Raw genomic sequence first — 22,066 nt, 5'->3', positions numbered from 1 at the left:
ACAGAGTTGATGGATTGATTGCGAGAGATCAATGAATCGGTTCAAGCTGATCGGGTCATCCCCAGCACAGGGGGTCGGGACCGCCCGGTAGCCCGGCACGCCAGCTCGTCACCCGCGCTCAGACGGCTCTACGAGTGCTCCCGGTGAGACACACCCGTCCCGTAACAGCCCTCGCCAAGCTCCGGCCCCCCGGGCTCCGGCGCGCACTCCCGGATGAACCGTTCCGGCAACCGCTGCGGCAGCCTTCCGGGCATCCGTGGTGGTTTCGGCTGAGCTGGCGACGGCGTCCCGCTACTACTCCGTGGACGTCCGGGCGAAGGCGGCACCCTGGGCCGGCCGGAACCGCCACCGGCCGACCAGGTGGATCCTCACGCCGGAGCGGCTCTTGGGAACCGTAGGTCGAATTCACCTCCGGCAGACCCACCGCACTCGCCGCGCTCGGGCTCGACTGGGCGGCATGGAGACCGACCCGGATGATCGCACGCATGACTGTCAGCGAAGCTGGAAACCCGGCCCTTGGCGAGAGCCGTCATGGTTCGTAGAAAGGGTCAGTCATGTCCCAGATTGAGGAATCCATCGAGGTCCACGTCCCCGTCAGCGCGGCGTACAACCAGTGGACGCAGTTCGAGGACTTCCCGCAGTTCATGGACGGTGTCGAGCGGATCGAGCAGCGCACGGACACACTCACGCACTGGAAGACGAAGATCGGCGGGGTGGAGCGGGAGTTCGACGCGGAGATCACCGAGCAGATCCCGGACGAGCGGGTGGCCTGGAGCTCGGTCGGCGGGGAGGCCCACCAGGCCGGTGTCGTCACCTTCCACTACATCGACGACCAGACGACCAAAGTCATGCTGCAGCTCGATTACGAGCCGGAAGGCCTTGCCGAGACCGTCGGGGACAAGCTCGGCTTCGTCAAGCGGCAGGCCACCGGTGACCTGAAGCGGTTCAAGGGGTTCATCGAGTCCCGCGGGGGCACCGAGACCGGTGCGTGGCGCGGCGAGGTCTGATCCCCGGAAGCCGACCAGCACGAAAAGAGTTCGCGGCGTCGATGTGCGCCGCGTGACCGGAGCGCGCGGGGGTCGGGAGCTGAACGGCGGTTTCGCCGGGACCGCTACCGGCTCCCCCGCGTTGCCTGCTGGGGCATAGGCCCCGGCTCCCTTGGGCAGAGCACGTTCCGCGCGGGTGGGAGCCCCTGGTAGTTCCGGGAGCCGCCAAGCGGATGCTCTCGTAGCCGAGACCGAAGTGGCCGGTGAACCGCTCGATGGTGAGCCGATCCGCCATCCATCCCGGTCATGAATGACGCTGGATCCTTTGGCGCATGATTCAAGTGGCTGCCACGAGCGATCATCCGGAAGCACTTGTCGCGCCTGTCCAGGCCCATGAACCGCCGTACTGCGTGGCTGTCTTCACCACGGTGCACACCGAGGGCCAGAGCGGTTACGCGGAGACCAACGCACGCAGGGAAAGCCTGGGACTATGCGCAGAGTCCCTGCGGACCGGGTATCACCGTCGGGTACTTCCGTGATGCCGACGCTCTCGCGAAGTGGCGGAGTAACGCCGATCACCGCTCGGCGCAAGGGTGGGGGCGGGCGAAGTGGTACCTGAGCTACACGCTGCTGGGGAAACGCTGGCGCTCACAGCCGCTTCCTGGCGTGCGACTGCGGCTTCGCACGGACAACGCTTGAGCGCCGCGACTGCCACTTGGTTCGGTTGGGACGGAGAGACGCTATGACCGATTTGAGCGGTATTTCGGTTTTAGCGTCGACTCATGGGTACCGGGTACGCGACAGACTGCCTGACGCAGGAGGCCATCATGGCTCACACCCGCCCCACCATAGAGTCGCACCCCGACATCCTGGAGATGCGTGCCCGCCATGAACGGGCCGCCACCACACCACGTGCACAGGCGATCGAAGCCATCGGTGTGATCACCGGTCTCTACCTGGCCGCCTCGCCCTGGATAGCGGGCTTCAACGGCTTCTCCACCCTGACCGTCAACAACTTGATCACGGGTGTGGCGTACGCGCTGCTCATGGGTGGCTTCGGCCATGCCTACGAGCGCACCCACAGCATGGCCTGGGCCGCCGCCGCCCTCGGTGCGTGGACCGTCATCGCACCGTGGGTCGTAGCCGGCAACGTCGACACGACAAGGACGATCACCAACAATGTCATCGTCGGCGTGATCGCCCTTCTGTTGGCCCTGGGCGCCGCTGCCAGCGCCGGGACGCGGTCCGACCGTGAGATGCGGGGGCCGTCGTCCGGGTATGGAAGTCGCACGTCCTCTGAGGGATACGACCCCCGCACCTGACCGACCCGAGATCGGGGCGCTACGCGGCATAGCCCGCCTGCGCCCCACGAAGTCCGACGTGGCCGACGGGGCCGACACACTGCGCAATCGGTTGCGTCAGGCATGGGTCATCGGCGTGCGAACGAGGATTTCCCAAGGGGTCCGTGCCAGTCCAGGCACAGGACGGTGGCGTCGTCTCTCGGCTGGCGGCCGCGGTAGGCGTCGGCGACCGCGCCGACCAGCGCGCGCACGACTTCACGGGGGTGCTCGTCGGCGGTAGCACGCAGCAGTGCGGGCAGGTCAACGGTCTGCGCTTGCCGCTCCTGCATGCCGTCGGTGTGCAGCACAAGGCGGTCGCCGGCGCGGAGATCCAGGTCCTGCACCCGGTAGGCGCCTTGCCAGGCGACGCCGAAGGGCAGGTTCACCGCAAGTCGCAACTCCTCGACCTCGCCGTCGCGCAGCCGCAGCGGCCAGGGGTGTCCGGCGTTGACGAGCTGGGCGCTGCTCCCGTCCAGCGCGATGCGCACCAGCTGCCCTGTGGCGAAGGTCCGCCGCCCGTGGTCGACGAGCGCCAGGTGAGTCTGCCGCGCCTGCTCGGCCAGGTCCGCCCCCGCGCGGCGGGCCCCGCGCGAGGCGTTGACCAGGAGCGTCGCCATGAGCGAGGCGTCCACGTCGTGGCCCATGGCGTCGGTGACGGACAGATGCAGAGTGTTCTGGTCGAGGGAGTAGTCGTAGGTGTCACCGGCAATGTCGGAGGCCGGGACCAGCGCGCCGGCCAGATCGAATTCGGCTGCCTCGCAGGACGCGGCCGAGGGCAACAGCTGGCGCTGGATTTCCGCGGCCAGGCTCACCGAGGTGGTGCGATTCCCCCAGTGGTAGAGGTCCGTGAACCGGCGGTCGGTGACGATGATGTACGCCAGCGCATGTGCGGCCTCCTCAACCTGCTCCAGCACGTCCTGCGTGACCTGCGTAAGGAACAGCTCCAGCACACCGATGGCGTCGCCCCTGTTGGTGACCGGGGCCAGCACCCGCAGTCCTTGGCCGCCTTCCGGCGCCCGCACCAGCTTCTGAGTGCGCAGCACCTCGTCGTAGATGCTGCTGTCGGCGAGGGGCACATGCTCGGCACGGTGCTCCTGGACATCCCCCTTCTCGTTGACCCGCAGCATGCGCCGGCCGACGATGTCCACGAACAGGAACGACACGTACCGCGCGCCGAAGCGGTCGCGCAGATTGCGCGCCACCACATCGAGCGAGTCCACTGGGGCCGCGTGCTCTGCCGCCACCAGTACGTCCGCCAGTCCCATCCGGTCACGCAACACATCAGCCTCCCTGGTCTGGGACACTTCTGCCCGTTGACACGACAAACATCGCCATATTTCAGCTTGGCGCTGTGGCGCAGACCGCGATCAACTTCTCCGTGTAGGAGGAGAACCCGCAGTTCCGGTCCTCGCCGTGCGACCGAAGGGCTACATCAGGGCTGCGCGGTCTGCAACCCACCGAGTCCTACGCGTGAGCCGGCCGACGGCCGTCGAGCGGCGCAACTGGAGACGCGTGAGAGAGCGCGGCATCGGGTAGTCGGTGGTTCAGTACGGTGCGACACGGAACGGCAGTTGCCCCGCACAAGGTTTCGCGGGCTCGGCCTCCCGGCCTGGGCGACCGTTCCGTCACTCCCCGTCGCTGGGAGGCACAGCAGTATGAGTGCGTTTTCTTTCACATCCGTCCGTACTGGTCAAAGCTGCCGGTTGTTCTTGTACGGCGATCTGGATGCTCAGGTCGGAACGTTGTTGGAAGGGGCAGTAGCCGGGCTGCCTGATGCCACCAGGCTCCTGGTGGTCGACGTTCGGAAGGTCCTGTTCATGGACGTGGCCGGGCTGCGGCTGACCAGCAGGCTCTTCGCGGCGGCCCGTGCCAGAGGAATGGCGGTCCGGTTTTGCGGCTGGCAGGAGCAGCCCCGCCGTCTGCTTGAACTGGCCCATGCGGTCTTCCGCTCTCAGTCGCCACCAGCGGTATCGGCTCCCGCGGGGCCGGTCGCGGCAGGCGGGTGATGGCGCCGTGGGCGGCTACTCGCCAGACATGATCACGAGCGCGGTGTGGCAGGGACTCGTTGCCGGTGCCGTCGCAAGCCCGGTCATGACCCTGAACGAACGAACGAGCGAGCAGGCCGTTAAGGGCTACGAGCCGACTTCTGTGCGCCCGCGCAAGCCTGCCTCCCGCGTTGCAAGGCGCTCACAGTGAGGAGACACCGATGAGTGAGCCGACCCCGTCCCAGGCAGAGGGCGAGCGGCAGGAGGAGACCGCGACAGACCGCAATCATCGTGACGTGCCCCGTACGACACCGTCGCAGGCTGAAGGAGACCGCACCGAAGAGGAGGCGGAGCAGGACGACACCTGAGGAGGCACCACCCGCTGGTGCCGGTCACGGTCAGGGGCGGCTTCCGCCTTGGACGCCGAACGCGAGGTGGGCCTGATCGGAGTGGCAAGGCCTGACGTTCGCAGCAAGGGAGAACGGCGGTGCGCCACCCCGGGGGTCGACCGGCCTGGCGCTCCCTCAGCATCGCTGGAAGAGCGAGGTGGCTGAGGGAGTTCCGGACGGCGCCACCCGTCAGCCGTCTTTGCCCATGCTTTTGCGGATCGCGTCGCGGGCGCGGTCCATCACGGCGGCCACCGGGCCGAGGGCGATGTTCGCGGTCGCGGATTCGACCCCGGGGTGGGGCCGGGTAGGGGCCATCGCTTCCGCGGCTTTGACGGCTTTGGCCATCGCGGCGAGGCCGGATACGTCGGTGCTGCGGCGGATGTGGGTGAACTCGTAGCGCTCTTCGGCCCGGGCGTGCTCCTGGACCTCCTTGCGCAGCTTCATCAGCTGGGGCATGAACTTGGGGTCGTCGGTGTCCATGTCGTCGAGTTTGGCCAGGAGCTCCTTGGCGGCGCGTTCCTCGGCGAGTCGGTCTTCGACGACCTGCTCGCCACCGGAGACGGAGCGTCGGGCGAAGGGGTGGACGATCTCTTCCTCGGCGGTCTCGTGGACGGCCAGCAACCGCACCAGGCGGTGGAAGGCGTCACGGCGATTCTCGCCGGTGGTGGATTCGACCTCGTCGAAGAGATTGCGGATGTCGCCGTGCTGACGGATCAGCAGCGCGACGACGTCGTCGTCCTGGGCCTGGTCGTCGCCGGCCTGGGGGGTGTGCAGCTCGGACATCTGCGCTCGCCTCACTTCTCGCGCATGGCGGGGTCGGGGTGTTCGCCCTCGGTCTGCACGCGGTACTCCCGGCCGAACATGTCGTCGTGCTGGGCCATGACCCGCTCACTCGGCGGCTCCTCGCCGCCATGGATCTGCTCCTGCAGCTTCTCGAACCGCTCGTGTGCCTCGCGGACGTAGCCGGCCCCCAGGGTGGTGAGGTCCATCTGGGTGTCGAGCAGCTCACGCAGGTACTGCTTGTTCGGTTCGAAGGTCAGCACGTCGGGCAGTTCCGGCGCCAAAATCTCCTGCGGGTCGCGGCCGTCGATGCGGCGCATCAGGTCGCAGGCGGTGTGCAGGTGCTCGAGCTCCATGTTCAGGTGGAGTTCCCAGATCGCCTTGACCTTCGGGTCGCTCTCCTGCTCCATGAAGGAGTAGTAGAGGTAGCACTCGTTGTACTCGTGGTTGACGAGCTGCTCCCACCACGTCTCACCCGGGTCGACCAGCGACTCGTAGTGCGTGACGTGCTCCTCCTCGATCAGCCCGATCTCCTGGTAGAGCTGACGGGCGATGGGCTCCATGTAGGTGGGGCCTGTGTTCATGTAGAAGTTCATCGTCTGCTGCTCGGCGGACATGATCGTCAGCGCGTGCAGCCTCGACAAGGGGTCGACCGTGTTCTTGTCGTAGGGGTCGCGGACGTTGTCGACCGGGTTGCGGTGGTGGTACTTCGTGGGCCGCCCGGGCATGACCTCGGTGAGGTTGTCGACGATCGACTCGGCCTTACGGTGCTCGATCATCTCGTACAGGTTCGCGTACCGGTACAGGTGGTCGAAGTCCTCCAGGACACCGAACTGGTAGGCCTGCTTCAGGTACGGATCCGGCTCCATGCGCGCGACCCACGCCGTCAGGTCCACCGCGACCTGCTCGTAGGCGATCGTCGTCTCCAGAACCGAGGAGACCCCCGGGAGCAGCCAGTTGACGACCTTCTGCTGCTGGGCCTCGATGTAGCGGGTGGCGGCGAGCTGCCGCTTGACCTCCGGGTCGATGGTGTTGCGGGCGAGCTGGTGACTGAAGAGGATGGCCTCCACCTCGATGCCGTTCATCGTGATGATCCGGCAGCGGGTGTAGGGGTCGCAGCGGTCCGGGTCGATCGGCTGCACGTTCAGCTCACGCCAGTTGCGCAACTGCCGGTCCAGCGGGATACCCCGCTGCTCGAGCGGATTGAAGGTCATGGGAAGGGGGCCTCTCGGAGAGGTGGAGATGGCGTCGGCGCGAGTATCCGGGCACGGATGGTGGGCACGCCCTACCCTCGCAGTCTGTCCGTTATGGACGGTTTTCAGCCACTGCTTCCGCCTGTGCGGGGCATGATTCCCCCTGCTGGGCCATCCCATGTGACAACACCCTTGGCTTATGACGCATCCGGATGAGTGCCGCGTCGCGCGCTTGCATCCTGCTCCCGAGTGCAAGCCCCGTCGGTCCCCATAGTGGTGTCTCACCTCCCCACGGCTCGCAGCACTGTTGCGATGCCGCTGGCACCGGCGAGCAGGGCGCACGCCGCCGCGGCATGCCCCTTCAGCAAGGCAAGTCGCAGCTGTGCGTAGCGCGCCTCGTAGGCCTCACGCATCTGTTCGGCCCGGCGTGCCGAACGTCGCAGCAGACCGCGCGTCACTTCAAGGCGCTGGTCGACGTAGTGGCGTGTCAGGTCCTCGGCCTGTCCGGTGGTCAGCCAGGGCAGGCGCGCGCAGAGTTCCGCTGCCTCGCGTCGTGCGCCGTCCCGTTCCGCGCAGGCCAGGAGATAGCCCTCGGCCTCGTTGGCCAGCGCCGCGGCCGCTTCGGGAAGTGAGGGCTCCTCTGGTGCCGGTTTCACCGCTTCAGCCCTGTCCCGGCCCGGGCTCGACGGCGTCGCGTTTGCCGGTGTACTGCTGCTGCTCCAACTGCGCGATGTCGGGGTGGTGCAGGTCGAAGGCCGGGGATTCGGAGCGGATGCGCGGGAGGGCGTTGAAGTTGTGGCGGGGCGGGGGGCAGGAGGTCGCCCACTCCAGGGACCGTCCAAATCCCCACGGGTCGTCGACCTCGACCTTCCTGCCGTACTTGGCGGTCTTCCAGATGTTGTACAGGAACGGCAGCGTCGACAGGCCCAGCAGGAACGCTCCGATCGAGGAGACCATGTTGAGTGCCGTGAAGCCGTCGGCGGCGAGGTAGTCGGCGTAACGACGAGGCATGCCCTCGGCGCCCAGCCAGTGCTGCACGAGGAAGGTGGTGTGGAAGCCGACGAACAGCGTCCAGAAATGGATCTTCCCGAGTCGTTCATCGAGCATCGTGCCGGTCATCTTCGGCCACCAGAAATAGAAGCCGGCGAACGTCGCGAAGACCACGGTGCCGAACACGACGTAGTGGAAGTGCGCGACCACGAAGTACGAGTCGGTGACGTGGAAGTCCATGGGCGGCGAGGCGAGGATCACCCCGGACAATCCCCCGAACAGGAAGGTCACCAGGAAGCCGGCCGACCACAGCATCGGCGTTTCGAAAGACAGCGAGCCATTCCACATGGTGCCGATCCAGTTGAAGAACTTCACCCCCGTGGGCACTGCGATCAGGAAGCTCAGGAAGGAGAAGAACGGCAGCAGCACCGCGCCGGTGGCGAACATGTGGTGAGCCCACACGGTCAGGGACAAACCGGTGATGGAGATGGTGGCGGCGACCAGTCCGGAATAGCCGAAGACCGGTTTCCGGCTGAACACCGGAATGATCTCCGTAACAATCCCGAAGAACGGCAGCGCGATGATGTACACCTCGGGATGACCGAAGAACCAGAACAGGTGCTGCCACAGAATTGCTCCACCGTTTTCCGGATCGAAGACCTGTGCGCCGAATTTACGGTCGGCCTCCAGCACGAGCAGCGCCGCGGCCAGAACCGGGAAGGCGAGCAGGACGAGCACCGACGTGAGCAGCACGTTCCAGGTGAAGATCGGCATGCGGAACATGGTCATGCCGGGACCCCGCATGCAGATGATCGTCGTCATGAAGTTGACCGCGCCGAGGATCGTCCCGAACCCGGACAGCGCCAAACCCATGACCCACAGATCGCCGCCGAGCTGCGCGGTGCGCTCGCCCCCGCTGAGGGGGGTGTAGGCGGTCCAGCCGAAGTCCGCGGCACCTTCGGGAGTGAGGAAGCTGGCGAGAACGATCAGACCGCCGAACAGGAACAGCCAGTACGAGAACATGTTCAGCCGCGGGAAGGCGACGTCCGGGGAACCGATCTGCAACGGCATGATCGCGTTGGCGAACCCGGCGAACGTCGGGGTCGCGAACAGCAGCAACATGATCGTGCCGTGCAGCGTGAACGTCTGGTTGTACTGCTCATTCGAGAGGATCTGAATACCAGGCCGCGCCAACTCCGCCCGCAGCGCCAGCGCGAGCGCACCCGCGATGAGGAAGAAGGCGAAGGAGGTGATCAGGTACAGATGCCCGATCTTCTTATGATCCGTCGTCGTCAGCCAGTCCACGATCACCCGGCCTTTCGGCCGTCGCCCTTCTACCGGCACCAGCGTCGACACTTCTGCTTCTGCTGTCATGAAGTCCCTCGAAACGTAGCAAGCTGCCCAGACAGGTCTTGTGCGGCACCAACATCCCCTAACGGCACCGGCCCGGCACGCTCATCCAGCTGACGGATCCGGCGTGTCGGACCGGTCAATCCAGCACCTCTCCTGGAGTGCCCGGCTCCCAGGCGTTTACGGCGACGGGCGGTGAATTGAGAGGCAGCTCCGAGCAGCTCCAGCCCTCAACCCAAGGCAGGCACGACGACGCCAGCCCCGCCAGGAAGGTCCCCAGACGCGGCGAGTGCAGCACGCACCTGCCGCCGGTAGGCAGCCGAGGCGCGGACGCGTGGTGGAACCCGATGGCCAAGCGAGCCTGGACCGGCAAAGTGCGGTAGACGGTGAGAAGACAGGCTGCACGACTCCGTGCTCGCCGCGCGTGCCAGCGGGGATCCGCGTGGATGTGTGCATGCGCGCCTTCATGGACAGAGGCGCGGCCCTTGAGACGAACTGTCCGATGGGTAGCGGCAAGTGGGCCGCGGACGCCGCAAGAGGTACCGACCCCCGACCACTTCGGAGGATGGGAGCCGCTCATGTCCTTGAGCTTCAAGAAGCAAACCAGCGAGCAGTCGGGTGGCACAGCGAGCGTCTTTGCCCGACGGCGGAGCGCTCCTCGGCCAGGCCGCGGACCCGGGAGTTCGAGCTGGCCACGCATCACGATCGCGGTGCGCAGCTTCACGTATTCGGCTCAGCGGTCATCTTGGTGGCTTCTCAGCACCTCGGTGGCGGCCCAGTCGGTGAGGTACTGCGAGTGGTGCGCCTCGTGCGGGGCCAATCACTGGGCGAGCGTCTTGGTCGGCGGCGGTCCTGGTCGACCTTGGAACGGCTGGAGACCAGGTCTGCAGCCCTGCGAATGGGCGTGCGCGATGTTCCGGCCGCCTTGCACGAGAACTTGCTGCCGACTGAAGCCCCGCGTCGGCAAGAATTGGATCCCCTCACCCTCCCGGTGCAGGTCTCAGAGTGATGCATGCGGTACCCATGTGCTGATGAAGCCCCGCCATCACGACCTAGCCCATGCGACTCGCACAATCGGTGGTCAAGTCGCGTCACATGTGCGCGAAGTCGACCGGATGCCGTCGGACGAAGTCGAGGACGGTCCGGGCGACGAGGGCGGGGTTCTCCAACGGCATCGCGTGGCTGACACCTGGCAAAGTCACGCGCTCGGCACGGGCGAGCCGCCCGGCCAATGCGCGGTTCCGTGCCTGGAAGGGGCTGTTGAGGCGCTCCCCTTCGCCGCCCGCCACCAGCAGCGTCGGCTGTCGCAGCGCCTCAAGCCCGACGGCGTCGGCGTCCCACGCGGCGAACGCGGCTCTTTCGTGCTCGAAGAAGTACCGGCCGCTGCGCACCGACGCCTGGAAGCCCTCCGCACCGAGAGTGCGCATCATGACGTCCTGGTAACCGGGTGTGCAGACACTTCCCGGGAAGAAATCGAAAGCCCGTTCGAGATCGCCGACCTCTGCAGCGGTCACCGCTTGGCGCATGGCATCGCTCATCTGCTCGCCGGGAGCGTACGGCCTCGCGGATTCCAGCAGCACCATTGAATTTACGAGCCTGGGACGGGCAGCGGCCAACTGCAGAGCGAGGACCGCACCGCTGGAGTGGCCGACGACGTGGGCCTGTTCGATCTCCAGGGCCTGCAGGACTTCCGCGAGATGCACTGCGTGGTCGGCGACGCTCAGCCGACCGCTGAGGTCCCGGCTGCGCCCGTAGCCGGCGCGGTGAGTGCGTACGACCCGGAAGCCAGGCAGGAGCCGAGCCAGCGGCGCGAACCAGTCGGCGCCGAAGGAGGCGTGGACCAGCAGCACGGCTTCGCCGTCGCCCTCGTCCCAGAAGGCGATGTCTGCGTTCGATGTCAGAAGGTGGTTTTCTGCTGGCATAACCATCGCCTCGGCAAGGTGCGACGTGTCCTGACTTTTATAACCGTGTGCCAAGTGTTTGTGTTCCCGGCGGGCGATCCGCTGCCGCCGCGGCCCCAGGGATGCCGGCCTGGGAACGGCGGAGTTCGCGGCGCACGGTGGCGATCTCCTCGCTGCGGGCGCACTGGTCCTCGTAGTGCACGAGGAACTCGGTTAGGGGCGGGCCGCTGGTGTTCCAGTGAGACGTGCACCAGCAGGGTGTGTGCCACCTGTCCGGCGAGGTGCACAGCGAGAGCGGGTCCGGGTCCGCCAGAGACGCTGATGTACGGGGTGGCCACGTCGTTCACCCTTCGGCCCAGGTGCACCGGCGGTGCCGTTCGGTGGGGGAAGGGAGGGTCTGGCCCCGCTCGTCGTCTGTGTGGCGTGGCGCGTGATGACGGCGCTGCCGGGCGTGGTCACGCCGAAGCGGGCGAAGAGCGCTACGAGGCCAAACGCGGTGCCGGCCAGGGCGAAGCAGAGTGTAAAGCGGCTCTCGGGGTTGGTGTCCCCGGGGGCGCAGCGGCTACAACGGTGGCGACAAGAGGCGCGGCTGCACGGACGAAATCGTATTGAGCGCTGAAGAGTACGTCGCCTTCAGCGCAGCCTCCGCCGGTGTCACCAGGACCGGTGCTGGAGCACATTCCCTCAACTTCCTCCTCGCGCAGTGGAGCGCTTTGGTGGATGAGGTGGAAGAGGGCTACTCGTGGTGCGGGCCTGATCTCAGCCACGACCTCTGGTGCCGGGACGCGCTCGCGGGAGTCTGGCCGCTGCTGCCCTCACGTGTTCGCGCGATCAGGCAATCAGAACTCGATGGCATCGGCGTTCGCTATCGCCGCGCGACGATTCCATGGCCCGATCGCCCCGAGGAGGGTGCTCGCTGGTGGGCATGGCGTGTTCCCCGGCGCCTTGAGATCGAGGCCGCAGAGCAACGAGATCCGGACTGGCCCTTGGGATGGGACATGATGCCGTTCCCCCGACCCGCTTCCGTGGAAGTCGTCACTTGACGATACGTGCCGAGACCCTGGCCAAGCTGAAGGACTCGAAGTCAGCCCTGCGGGCCCAGGACAAGCTCGCCCAATTGGATGCCGAACAAGCCCGCCGCAGCACCGCTGTGGACCGCGGCGTCCCGACCTCCGCGGTATCGCCGGCCAGTACGGCAGCGCACTCCCGCAGCCGCGAGGCCCTCCGCTACCGGTGCGTGCGGAGTCCGTCGAGGATAAGCGCGAGCATGTGGGGGGCCCGGTCCACGGAGCTGGACGCGGCGCGCCACAACGCGCCGGTCAGCTGGAGGAAGTCCTCAGGTGCGGCGTCCACACGGATGCTTCCGTCCTCCTTGCCGGCGTCCAGAAGTTCTGTGATCGCGGCGATGACCGGCCCGTAGCTCTGCTCGCTGATCGCCTGGTGCATGCCCGGGGTGAGTGCGTCGCCGAGGCCATGTTTTCGCCGCATGGCGTCGACGAGGTCCATCGTCCAGTGTCGGAGGGCTTCCAGCGGCGGCATCTGGGCCAGTAGGTCGGGCACGGTGCCGGTGATGCGTGCCACCTCGTCCTGGTTGACGGCCAGGACGAGTGCCTCGCGTGTGGGGAAGTCGCGGTAAAGGGTGCCCGCGCCGACTCCGGCGCGCTGGGCGATCTGGTTCATCGACGTGCTGCCGTCCGCGGTGAGCGCCTCGCGGGCGGCGGCGAGGATGCGTGCCCTGTTCTCACGGGCGTCTGAACGGACCACGGGACCTCACGTTGCTAAGTGGAGAGCTCTCCACATACTTTAAGGAGCGTCATGCGTTATATCAAGCTCGGCATGACCGGCCTCGACGTGTCCCCGATCGCGATCGGTGCGATGACCTACGGCGAACCCAACCGCGGGCATCCCGTCTGGTCGAAGAGCGAGGCGGACGCGCGCCCCCTCATCAGGCACGCACTGGAGGCGGGGATCAACTTCTTCGACACCGCGAACATTTACTCCAACGGCTCCAGCGAGGAGATCCTCGGCCGCGCGCTCAAGGACTTCGCCGACCGCGATGCCGTGGTGATCGCCACGAAGCTGCGCCACCCGATGCGGCTGGGACCGAACGGACGCGGCCTGTCGCGCAAGGCGATCATGACCGAGGTCGACCACTCGCTGCGCCGCCTCGGCACGGACTACATCGACCTCTACCAGATCCACCGAAACGACCGCGCCACCCCGTGGGAAGAGACGCTGGCGGCACTCAGCGACCTCGTGAAGGCCGGCAAGGTCCGCTACCTCGGCGCCTCGTCCATGCACGCCTGGGAGTTCGCGAAGGCGCTGCACCTGCAGAGGCAGCACGGCTGGGCACGGTTCGTGTCGATGCAGGACCACTACAACCTGCTCGCCCGCGAGGAGGAGCGGGAGATGATCCCGCTGTGCCTGGACGAGGGCGTCGGCACGATCATCTGGTCGCCGCTGGCCCGCGGCCGTCTCGCCCGCGCGTGGGACGATGCCCGCTCGACGGCGCGCTCCGAGACGGACGGCGCGTACGCGGACACCCTCTACTCGCCCGAGCAGGAGGCGTCCAATCACGCCATCATCGACGCGGTCGGACAGGTCGCGGACGCGCACGGCGTCAGCCGCGCACAGGTCGCGCTCGCCTGGCTGCGCCGCCAGCGGGTCGTCACCGCACCCCTGGTCGGCATCGGCTCGATCGGGCAGATCGACGAGGCCGTGGCCTCTCTCGACATCGCGCTGACCGACGAGGACGTGCGCGCCCTGGAGGCCCCGTACACCCCTCGCCATGACTGGCAGGGCGTATCCGACGAGGCCGAGATGGAGGCCATCCGCAAGCGCGTTCCCGGCATGGCGCTCATATGAACCGCCATACCGAGAGGCATCCCTTGCTATTCGGATCCCGAGCTGAGGGCCCACAGAGGGCACAGGTACTGGTCACCGGAGGGACAGGATTCATCGGGAGCTGGTGCGTCCTGACCCTGCTCGACGCCGGGCACACCGTCCGCACCACCGTCCGCAACCTGCGCCGCGCACCGGCTCTGCGCTCGTGGCTCCACGCGGCCACACCGTTCGACGACGACCGTCTGACGGTCGTACGCGCCGAACTCGAACACGCCGAGTGCTGGGACGACGCCGTCGCCGGCTGCGACTTCGTCCTCCACGTCGCCTCGCCGACCCTACGCCGCACCCCGGCGACCGACGACGAACTGGTGGTCCCGGCACGAGAAGGCGTCCTGCGGGTGCTGCGCGCCGCCCGCGACGCCGGCGTGCGTCGGGTCGTCCTGACGAGCGCTTTCGGCGCCATCGGGATCGGGCATCCACCGCGCTCGACTCCGTTCACCGAGGAGGACTGGACCGACGTCGACAGCGATATCCCGCCCTACCAGCGCTCCAAGACGCTCGCCGAGCGCGCCGCCTGGCAGTTCGTGGCGGACGAAGGCGGTGGGCTGGAACTGGCAGTGGTGCATCCCGTGGGGGTCCTCGGACCACTGCTCGGCCCCGACGACCCGCCCTCCCTGCGCGTGGTGCGCAGAATGATCGAGGGACGGGTTCCTGTCTGCCCTCCGTTCGGGATGGGCTTCGTCGACGTGCGCGACGTCGCGGATCTGCACCTGCGTGCGATGGCCGATCCGGCGGCCGCCGGCGAGCGCTTCCTCGCAACCGCCGGGAGCAGCCTGCGGGTTGTAGAGATCGCGCGCATTCTCCGCGACCGCCTGGGAGAACGCGCCGCCAAGGTCACGGACCGCGAACTGCCCGTGTGGCTCGCACGAGCGCTGGGCACCGTGAACCCGGAACTGCGACTGCTCAGGCACCAGCTCGGCCGGGATCTCGACGCCACAAGCGCCAGGGCGGAGCGGCTTCTCGGCTGGCGGGCCCGTCCCATCGAGGACACCATCGCGGAGACCGCCGAGAGCCTCCTCGCCCACGGCGTCGGGAAATGACCGGCTCGTAACCGACCGAGGCGGCAGCCCTGAGGCACCGACGGTGCGTTGGACTGGTGACCCGGAGCGGGTGTGTCCGCTGACGCCGGGGCCGCGCCAGTGTTCGGTGCCGGCCGCCTGATTCCGGTGGTTGAGCGGGGACGGGAGGCTCCGGACTGGCATGGCAATCGGCATGTTCCGCAGTCGCCCGTCCCTTGGCCGGTGAAGGCCTCAGCGTCGTGGGTGAAGAGAGAGGTGGCTCTGCCTACCGGCCGGGCGTGTCCGCCGAGCGTCTCCCTCAGCTCCGCGCACGCTGCTCGTGGGGCGATACGACGCTGACGGACGTGCAGTACAGCGCCACACTCCCCGAAACTGCAGGACGCGCTGTCGGCGGGCTGCTCACCCCGGCGGGAGACAAGCATTCCTGGATGGGCTTGACGTTCTTCGCGGGATGGGGCACCCACGAAACCCCACGCGTCACGCATAAAGGACCGGGGGTGGTCGTGGAGATCGGCGTCGACGTGACACGAGACAACACGGGACGTTGGCGGCACCCCGTCCGGTGGTACCTGCCACGCCCAGACCCTCCTCTACGAACAGGACCTACCCAGCCGTGGAACGCGGGTCAGGGGAAGTCTCCACGGCGGGCGCTTTTCGCTGGCGAGCCGTGTGGGACGCCCTGGAGCGGTATGGAGCGAGGAACTCGCTCAGCGAGGTCAGCACCTGCTGGGGTGCCTGCTCCGCCACCCAGTGACCGGCGCCCGGGATGACCAGGCCACGCACGTTCTCGGCGAGCGGCTTCATGCCACCCTCGACATAGGGGCCCCAGCTCTTTTCTCCGCCGATCGCGAGGACGGGCATCGCCAGTTTCGTCTTGGCGCGATCGTCGTTCTGCGCGACCGTGGCGTCCCACGCGCGGTAGAAGCCGAAGCTGCCGCGCAGCGACTCCGGGTCCGAGAAGAGCCGGATGTAGTACTCCCGGGCGTACTCCGGTAGCCGCTGCCCGCCCTGGATGTCGAACTCGTAGGTGAAGAAGGCCTCCTCCCGGCCCCTGACGAGCTTCTCGATCAGTTCGTGGTTGACCCGGTTGAAGGGGATGTGCCAGAGCCTGTTGTTGAGTGGCTCCTTCTCGAACAGCTTCGGCGAGGCCTGTGTGCTGGGCGGCCCAGGCACGTCGGCGACGGCCAGGTACTCGACCCGGTCCGGGTGGTCCGCGGCGAGCGCGTAGCCGATGATCATTCCGGTGTCGTGGCCGACCACGGCGAACCGCTCGTGGCCGAGCGCGTCCATCAACGCGACCAGGTCGTTGGCTAGGGTGGCTGTGTCGTAGCCGCTCTTGGCCTTCTCGGTCAGCCCCATACCGCGCTGGTCCACCGCGATGACCGTGAAGTCCCGGGCCAGCGCGGGCATCACCATGCGCCACGCGTACCAGTTCTCCGGCCAGCCGTGCACCAGCAGGACGGGCGGCCCTTCACCTCCGATGACCACGTGCTGACGCACTCCACCTGCGTGGATGAACCGGCTGGAGAACATCCGCTTGAACTCTGCCGACAACCGCGGTGCTGTGGCGACCGAGCCGAAGCCCTTCGGCCTGCGGGCTGAGGACGCGTCTGCGGAGGTGGCCGTGGCCGGCGAGGTCAGTCCGGCGGCCACCGAGATGCCAGCGGCCGCGGAAGCTGCCGCACCACCGACGAAGAGGCGTCGCGTCAGCCCGCGCCGGGCTCGGTGCGACACCAACTCTCGGCCGGAGCCGTCCTGGTGCTCAGGCTGTGCGGAGAACGGGTTCATGGGCTTCTTTCGTTGCTTTCTTCAGGGGTGGCCGAAACGCCGGCGGTGCGCGGCGGGCGAGCGGGGCGCCTGACGAGCCCGAGCGGTTGCGGGCCTACCGTCAGGCGTCGGGCGGGTCAGGCGCACGCTCGGGTCACCGCTGTCAGCGGCCCGGGAAGCGCTGCTTGATCTCCTGAAGCACCCAGCCGTTTCCGTCGGGGTCGCTGAAGGTGGCGAAGGAACCGTAGGAAGCACGCTCGGGGTGCAGACCCGGCTTCCGCTCCTGGCCCGGGAGACGGTGGGTGATGTCGCCGCCCTCGTGGCCGTGGTAGATGATGCCGCCATTGTCGTGGAAGATCTCGCTCACCTCGACGCCGCGGCCGATGAGTTCCGCACGAGCCTCCTCGATGTCAGGGACGGCGAGGTACAGACCCTGGGCCGAGCCCGGCTCGGCGGATGTGAGCCCGGTGCCGAACATGATCGAGCACTCGGATCCCGGCGGGGTCAGGTGCACGGCGCGCCATTCGTCGCTGGCCGGCTTGTCGACGTCCAGACGGAATCCCAGCGCTTCGTAGAAGGCCTTGGCCCGGTCGACGTCGGAGACGGGCAGCACGGTGAGTTCCAGCTTCATGTACATCTCAGGGGTTTCCTACTTCTTCCGTGGTCAAAGGCGGTGGGCCCATGGCGCGGCGCCTGTCGACTGATGACTGTGGTGGAGCCTTGGCGGGAAACCGCCACCGTCCGGGCGGCTTGGCGCAACTCCTTGCGTTGGTTATGACCGTAACCAATTAGACTCTAACGACCAAGTTGTACCAGGGAGGGGAACGTCACACCTCATTCCCTCCCGCCCGCGATCGCCCCGCGGGATCATGAGGAGTCCGGGCAGCACGCGGAAGCCGCACCGCGGGCCGCAGTGGACGGCATTCTTGTTCCGCGTCCGAGCGAAGAAGGTCGGTGGCTTCGCCGGCTCGGTGACGACCGTCACCAGCGGTCATCGGGACGCCGAGTGGTGCAGAAGGCCTCCGCGCCCATCGGGCGTGCCGCCCTGGTCGGAGTGGGACAGGAAGCACGGCGATCGGGGTGCCTCGCAACTCGCGGGCGCCGGCCGCGTCCGCCCCTGTGACGTGCGTCGACTCCGAGCCCATGGAACGCTCCAGCAGCCACGCGTACAGGTCCTGCGCGCTTCGAAGCGTAATGGCGAACGATGAGGTCCCGCGGGGGTGCGTATTGACGAAACCCAGCACTACCTCAGCCCTCAGCGGCTGCTCTCGGGCGTACAGGGTGAGTTGCCACCAAAACCTTTAAGGTGCCCATCTCGTTCGTGCGACAAGGCATTCTCGGTATGGCGTCCAGGGATGTCGCTTCGAGGCGCCGGGTGCCTCACGCACGATCAATCGTTTCGCGCACCTGACAAAGCTCCGACACTCGGCGGCAGGAGTCCCCTTCCCTCTTTTTGTGCACGCCCGGTTGGCTGCTGCTCCGGCTCGCAGGTCCGAGCAATCAGCGGCGTCACGGTAGCGACTCAACGTGCGCCTGCCTCGGCGCCGCGATTCCGCTCGCGGTAGTTGCTCCGGATTGTGGGCGTCCTCGAGGTGAGGGAGGGTGGTATCGGGATCCGACGAGTCGAAGATCCATGCTGATGCCGATCACCCGCTCCAGGGCCTGCTGACGGAGGTGTGGTCCATGGCCGAGAAGAATGAGGCGCTGGAGATCTCGCTGCCTTCTGAGGTCCAACTACTGCAGCAGGTCACTCCGCCCTTTTTCCCCGACAGCGGATCGGCCATGACGATCCTTGTCGCATGGCCTCCAGGGCATCCTGGCCTCCCGCCTCATCGCCACTCTGGGCCGGCGTTCGGCTACGTGATGGAGGGCGCGCTCCGTTTCGAACTCGAGGGTGAGCCGGAGCGCGTGATCGAGGCCGGTGAGACGTTCTGGGAACCGGGCGGTGACGTGATCCACTACCAGGACGGAAACGCCAAGGCGGACGAACCGACCAGCTTCGTCGTGACCATGGTGTGTGCACCCGGTCAACCCATGCTCACAGTGGTCGACCAGGATGAGCTGAACGAACGGGCGCATTTGCGTGCCCCACGCCCCTCTCCAAGCTGAGGCCGGAGTGCGGCCGGGCTACGAGACGTCCACGTCCGGGGTGGGTCGGAGCAGCTACGGCTGCGCGGTACGTCGGCGCTTCCGGCTGTGCATGATCCGCTCGACGACGTCCGGCGCTTCCGCGGCCTCCGGACCACCGGCGGCCGCCGAGAGAAGGACACTGACATGGATGTGAAGCTGGAGCTCATAGTCCTGCCCGTCTCCGATGTCGACAGGGCCAAGGCCTTCTACGAGGCTGCCGGATTCCGGCTGGACCTCGACGCCACCGTCAGCGCCAAGTGGCGCGCCGTACACCTCACGCCGCCCGGCTCGGAGTGCTCCATCATCTTCGGTGAGGGACTGACCTCGACCCCGCCGGGCGCGATCCAGGGCCTTTACCTCATCGTTCCCGACGTCGAGGCGGCCCGCGCGGAGTTCGCGGCCCGTGGAGTCGACGTCAGTGAGGTCTTCCATGACGCCGGTGGCATCTTCTTCCACGGCCACGACAACGGCGGCGTAGTCCATGACGATGAGGGCCAGGCACGCGAGGCCGGCCCACACCCGGACCGTGCCTCCTACGGCTCCTACGCCACCTTCAGCGATCCGGACGGGAACGGCTGGGTGATCCAGGAGGTCACCATGCGGGCTCCTGGCCGTTGAGACGGGGTACACCTCGACGTCATGAGGGTCTCTCCTGGGATCCCGGCTTCATGTGTTCCCGTGAACGGTTCAGCAGGGGAAGTGCTGTCAGGGGAAACACGATCACGGACAGAAGCCCCGCGGCCACCAGCGCTGCCGCGTTGGCGGGCTGGATGGCGTCGAGCTTCAGACCGATCGTGGTTGTCACCACGATGAAGGGCAAAGAGGTGGCCTGCAGGAGGCCGCTGGCGATCACTTCCGTGGGAGACAAGCCTGCCCTGCGGTAGACCAGAGCGGGCAGGCCGCGTACGAGGAGGAGCGCGGCGAGGAACATCGGCACGCGCAGGATGGTGCCGGTGTCCGCGAGCAGCGCTCCGAGGTCGAACTGGATGCCGCTGGTGACGAAGAAGACCGGGACGAGGAATCCGTAGCCGATGCCCTGGAGTTTGACGTGGAATTGAGGGTGCTTGCGGTCGGCGTCGGGTGCGACCAGCCGCAGTACAGCTCCGGCGATGAACGCGCCCAGAACGGCCTCGAATCCCAGATGCATGGCGACGGCCGACAGCCCGACGATCAGAACCATCGTGAGGCGGATGCGGATTTGGGCGCTGGTGTCAGCGAGATTCACCAGGGTCCGGGACAGCCACATGGAGTGCCCGGCGCGTATCGACGTGACCACGATGAGCGCCGTCAGGCAGGCGAGTCCGATCAGCAGGACGACTCTGGAGCCCGGGCTCGAAGCATGCTCGGAGAAGAACAGCGACAGCAGCACGACGGCGCTGATATCACCTGCGGAGGCCCCACAGATGGTCAGTTGGCCGACCGGTCGGGCGACGGCGCCGGCGTCCTTGAGGATCGGGACCAGCAGGCCCAGGGATGTGGCCACGAGTGCAGTGCCGATCAGCAGGGGGTTCTCGACCAGCCCGGCGGTGCCCAGTCCCCAGCCGACGATCGCGGCCAGCGCTATCGAGGCCAGCAGGCCGACGGCGACGAGGTTGGCCAGTGGTCCGCGCAACTGCTGGAAGTCGATCTCCAGGCCGGCGAGGAACAGCAGGAAGCTCAGTCCGATGACGGACAGTGCCTGAACGGTGGCGTCCGGCCGCACGAGGTTGAGCAGCGCGGGGCCGAGGACGATGCCGGCCAGGATCTCCAGGACCGGACCCGGGAGCGGGACTCGAGGTACAAGGGCAAGGAGGAACGGGACACCGGCAGCCACCACGAGCACGATGACCAGGTTGTCGTACGCCATCATGACTCCCCTGGTCGGTATGCGGGCACATTTTCCGGCCACCGGTTCCCGGCCGCTTTCGCCTCCTTCCACGGTGCTATGGGTCGCCGCGCTTCGCAGACTCAAGCGGTCCCCACGCGGCATGGCCGGCCACGTGCGGTCACCGCCGTACGCCCCGGTGCCGGGTACGCCGTGCCCGCCAACACGCCGCGGGCGCTGACCGTCGTCGGCTGCGACCGGGTCTCCGTCGTCCACCCCGAGGGCTAGGCTGGAACCGTCGGCCGAGAAGGATGTGCGATTCGGATGGGTGACGGGCGGGCGCCGGAACGGCTCCAGCGAGAGGATTCGCTCGGCATCGAGTGGGAGACGCATCGCCCCGCGGTCTTCGGCGTCGCCTACCGGCTGCTGGGCAGCGTGGCCGATGCCGAGGACGTCACCCAGGACGTCTGGCTGCGGGCGGCCGGAGCGGATCTTCGCGAAGTCGACAACCTGCGAGCTTGGCTGGTGACCGTCGCCGCGCGGCGGTCGTACGACATCCTCGGGAGCGCGCGACGGCGGCGGGAGCTGTATGTCGGGCCCTGGCTGCCCGAGCCGCTGTTGACGGGGCCGGACGCGGCCGAGCCGGTCCTCGTCGACGAGTCCGTCGGCTCGGCGATGCTGCTGATCATGGAGAAGCTGAGCCCTCGGGAGCGCGTGGCCTTCGTCCTGCACGACGTCTTCGGCCTGGACTTCGCCCGGATCGCCGAGGTGCTGGACGCCTCCACGCCGGGCGCCCGCCAACTGGCCTCGCGGGCGCGGCGGCGAGTCACCCAGGCGAAGGAGTCCGCGCCGCAGGCGTCGAAGGCGGAGCGCGAGCGCGTGCTGACCGCGTTCCGCGCGGCCTACGAGGCCGGAGATCTCGCCGGTCTGGTCAGGCTCCTGCACCCGGACGCCGTCTTCATCACCGACGGCGGGGGCGAGGTCCCCGCTGCACGCAAGCCCATTCACGGCGGTGAGCGGATCGCGGGGGTGATGGTGCGCCTGGTGCGTCAGCGGCGCCCGGAACGCATCGACGTCGTCGAGGTGGGCGGCGAACTCGCGCTGGTGTTCCGCCAGTCGGGTCGCGTCCACTCCATCGATACGGCGCACATCGCGGACGGCCTGATCACGGCGTACCGCCGGGTGCTCAACCCGGAGAAACTTCCCTCTGCCTGAGCCGTCGCGTTCGGCGGGACTGCCTCGTCTCCCTGGTGACGACGCCTTCCACGGTGCGTACCGCACAGCTGCTCGGGCCGATGGCGGCCGGGCCTGCCGCTGCGGCACATCACCGGCACACAAGCGCACACGGAGGCGTCCTCGCCGCCGCCCGGGCGCTGCGCGATGCCGGACCTGCCTGCTGTCTGCTTGCATGCGAAGACCGAAACGGCCCACCCAGAAGAACCGGTGGACCGTCACGAGGCGTCGACGCCAGGACGTCTTTACCAGGGAACGGTGTCAGGTCGGACAGGCCGACTCGACACCGTCCACT

Annotated in this window: 20 protein-coding genes; 10 read left to right on the top strand and 10 right to left on the bottom strand. The window is 67.5% G+C overall.

Annotated features, from left to right (window positions below):
* Positions 1-554: 554 nt before the first annotated feature.
* Positions 555-1,007 (top strand): SRPBCC family protein, encoded by a 453-nt coding sequence (locus ACZ7LV_RS04710; RefSeq protein WP_471935669.1) that lies wholly within the window; start codon positions 555-557, stop codon positions 1,005-1,007.
* An 806-nt stretch (positions 1,008-1,813) separates the two neighbouring features.
* Positions 1,814-2,308 (top strand): SPW repeat protein, encoded by a 495-nt coding sequence (locus tag ACZ7LV_RS04705; RefSeq protein WP_471935666.1) that lies wholly within the window; start codon positions 1,814-1,816, stop codon positions 2,306-2,308.
* A gap of 107 nt (positions 2,309-2,415) precedes the next feature.
* Here the strand turns inward: ACZ7LV_RS04705 and ACZ7LV_RS04700 are convergent, their stop codons facing one another.
* Positions 2,416-3,591: a PP2C family protein-serine/threonine phosphatase gene (locus tag ACZ7LV_RS04700; RefSeq protein ID WP_471935664.1), complete on the bottom strand. Its 1,176-nt coding sequence runs from the start codon at positions 3,589-3,591 to the stop codon at positions 2,416-2,418.
* 390 nt (positions 3,592-3,981) lie between these two features.
* Here ACZ7LV_RS04700 and ACZ7LV_RS04695 point away from each other — a divergent pair, with 390 nt between their 5' ends.
* Positions 3,982-4,332 (top strand): STAS domain-containing protein, encoded by a 351-nt coding sequence (locus ACZ7LV_RS04695; RefSeq protein ID WP_471935662.1) that lies wholly within the window; start codon positions 3,982-3,984, stop codon positions 4,330-4,332.
* A gap of 200 nt (positions 4,333-4,532) precedes the next feature.
* Entirely contained in the window at positions 4,533-4,679 is a 147-nt protein-coding gene (locus tag ACZ7LV_RS04690; protein ID WP_471935660.1) for a hypothetical protein, read from the top strand.
* Between the two features lie 210 nt (positions 4,680-4,889).
* Here ACZ7LV_RS04690 and ACZ7LV_RS04685 read toward each other — a convergent pair whose 3' ends face one another.
* The 5 genes from ACZ7LV_RS04685 to ACZ7LV_RS04665 form a co-directional block, all read right to left on the bottom strand.
* Positions 4,890-5,483, bottom strand: coding sequence for a hemerythrin domain-containing protein (locus tag ACZ7LV_RS04685; protein ID WP_471935658.1), 594 nt, complete (start codon positions 5,481-5,483; stop codon positions 4,890-4,892).
* An 11-nt stretch (positions 5,484-5,494) separates the two neighbouring features.
* Entirely contained in the window at positions 5,495-6,694 is a 1,200-nt protein-coding gene (locus ACZ7LV_RS04680) for a hypothetical protein (RefSeq protein ID WP_471935655.1), read from the bottom strand.
* Positions 6,695-6,954: 260 nt separating this feature from the next.
* Positions 6,955-7,329, bottom strand: coding sequence for a hypothetical protein (locus ACZ7LV_RS04675; protein WP_471935652.1), 375 nt, complete (start codon positions 7,327-7,329; stop codon positions 6,955-6,957).
* Between the two features lie 4 nt (positions 7,330-7,333).
* Positions 7,334-9,037 carry an aa3-type cytochrome oxidase subunit I gene (ctaD, locus tag ACZ7LV_RS04670; RefSeq protein WP_471935650.1) on the bottom strand — a complete coding sequence of 568 codons (1,704 nt, stop codon included), beginning with the start codon at positions 9,035-9,037 and terminating at the stop codon, positions 7,334-7,336.
* 1,067 nt (positions 9,038-10,104) lie between these two features.
* Complete coding sequence (locus ACZ7LV_RS04665) at positions 10,105-10,989, bottom strand: alpha/beta fold hydrolase (RefSeq protein ID WP_471935647.1); 885 nt, start codon at positions 10,987-10,989, stop codon at positions 10,105-10,107.
* Positions 10,990-11,522: 533 nt separating this feature from the next.
* Between ACZ7LV_RS04665 and ACZ7LV_RS04660 the strand changes: the two genes are divergently transcribed.
* Positions 11,523-11,957: a hypothetical protein gene (locus ACZ7LV_RS04660; RefSeq protein WP_471935643.1), complete on the top strand. Its 435-nt coding sequence runs from the start codon at positions 11,523-11,525 to the stop codon at positions 11,955-11,957.
* A 184-nt stretch (positions 11,958-12,141) separates the two neighbouring features.
* Here the strand turns inward: ACZ7LV_RS04660 and ACZ7LV_RS04655 are convergent, their stop codons facing one another.
* Positions 12,142-12,678, bottom strand: coding sequence for a TetR/AcrR family transcriptional regulator (locus ACZ7LV_RS04655; protein WP_471935641.1), 537 nt, complete (start codon positions 12,676-12,678; stop codon positions 12,142-12,144).
* A gap of 51 nt (positions 12,679-12,729) precedes the next feature.
* On the opposite strand from ACZ7LV_RS04655, the gene ACZ7LV_RS04650 reads away from it, so the two are divergent.
* Positions 12,730-13,779: an aldo/keto reductase gene (locus tag ACZ7LV_RS04650; protein ID WP_471935638.1), complete on the top strand. Its 1,050-nt coding sequence runs from the start codon at positions 12,730-12,732 to the stop codon at positions 13,777-13,779.
* A 23-nt stretch (positions 13,780-13,802) separates the two neighbouring features.
* A complete protein-coding gene (locus ACZ7LV_RS04645; RefSeq protein WP_471935636.1) occupies positions 13,803-14,858 on the top strand; it encodes an SDR family oxidoreductase in 1,056 nt (351 codons plus the stop codon).
* 582 nt (positions 14,859-15,440) lie between these two features.
* Here the strand turns inward: ACZ7LV_RS04645 and ACZ7LV_RS04640 are convergent.
* A complete protein-coding gene (locus ACZ7LV_RS04640) occupies positions 15,441-16,625 on the bottom strand; it encodes an alpha/beta fold hydrolase (RefSeq protein WP_471935635.1) in 1,185 nt (394 codons plus the stop codon).
* A gap of 142 nt (positions 16,626-16,767) precedes the next feature.
* The gene (locus ACZ7LV_RS04635; protein ID WP_471935633.1) at positions 16,768-17,241 is read right to left on the bottom strand and encodes a VOC family protein; all 474 of its coding nucleotides are present in this window, start codon (positions 17,239-17,241) and stop codon (positions 16,768-16,770) included.
* Between the two features lie 1,046 nt (positions 17,242-18,287).
* Between ACZ7LV_RS04635 and ACZ7LV_RS04630 the strand changes: the two genes are divergently transcribed.
* Complete coding sequence (locus ACZ7LV_RS04630) at positions 18,288-18,713, top strand: cupin domain-containing protein (protein ID WP_471935631.1); 426 nt, start codon at positions 18,288-18,290, stop codon at positions 18,711-18,713.
* 165 nt (positions 18,714-18,878) lie between these two features.
* A complete protein-coding gene (locus ACZ7LV_RS04625) occupies positions 18,879-19,352 on the top strand; it encodes a VOC family protein (protein WP_471935629.1) in 474 nt (157 codons plus the stop codon).
* Between the two features lie 19 nt (positions 19,353-19,371).
* Here ACZ7LV_RS04625 and ACZ7LV_RS04620 read toward each other — a convergent pair whose 3' ends face one another.
* Positions 19,372-20,580 (bottom strand): cation:proton antiporter, encoded by a 1,209-nt coding sequence (locus ACZ7LV_RS04620; protein WP_471935627.1) that lies wholly within the window; start codon positions 20,578-20,580, stop codon positions 19,372-19,374.
* Between the two features lie 282 nt (positions 20,581-20,862).
* Here ACZ7LV_RS04620 and sigJ point away from each other — a divergent pair, with 282 nt between their 5' ends.
* A complete protein-coding gene (gene sigJ, locus ACZ7LV_RS04615; RefSeq protein ID WP_471935625.1) occupies positions 20,863-21,753 on the top strand; it encodes an RNA polymerase sigma factor SigJ in 891 nt (296 codons plus the stop codon).
* Positions 21,754-22,066: the final 313 nt, after the last annotated feature.

The organism is Streptomyces sp. NPDC107562, assembly GCF_055657325.1.
Note: the sequence above shows the minus strand (reverse complement) of the source record. Positions and strands in the feature narration are given on the sequence as shown.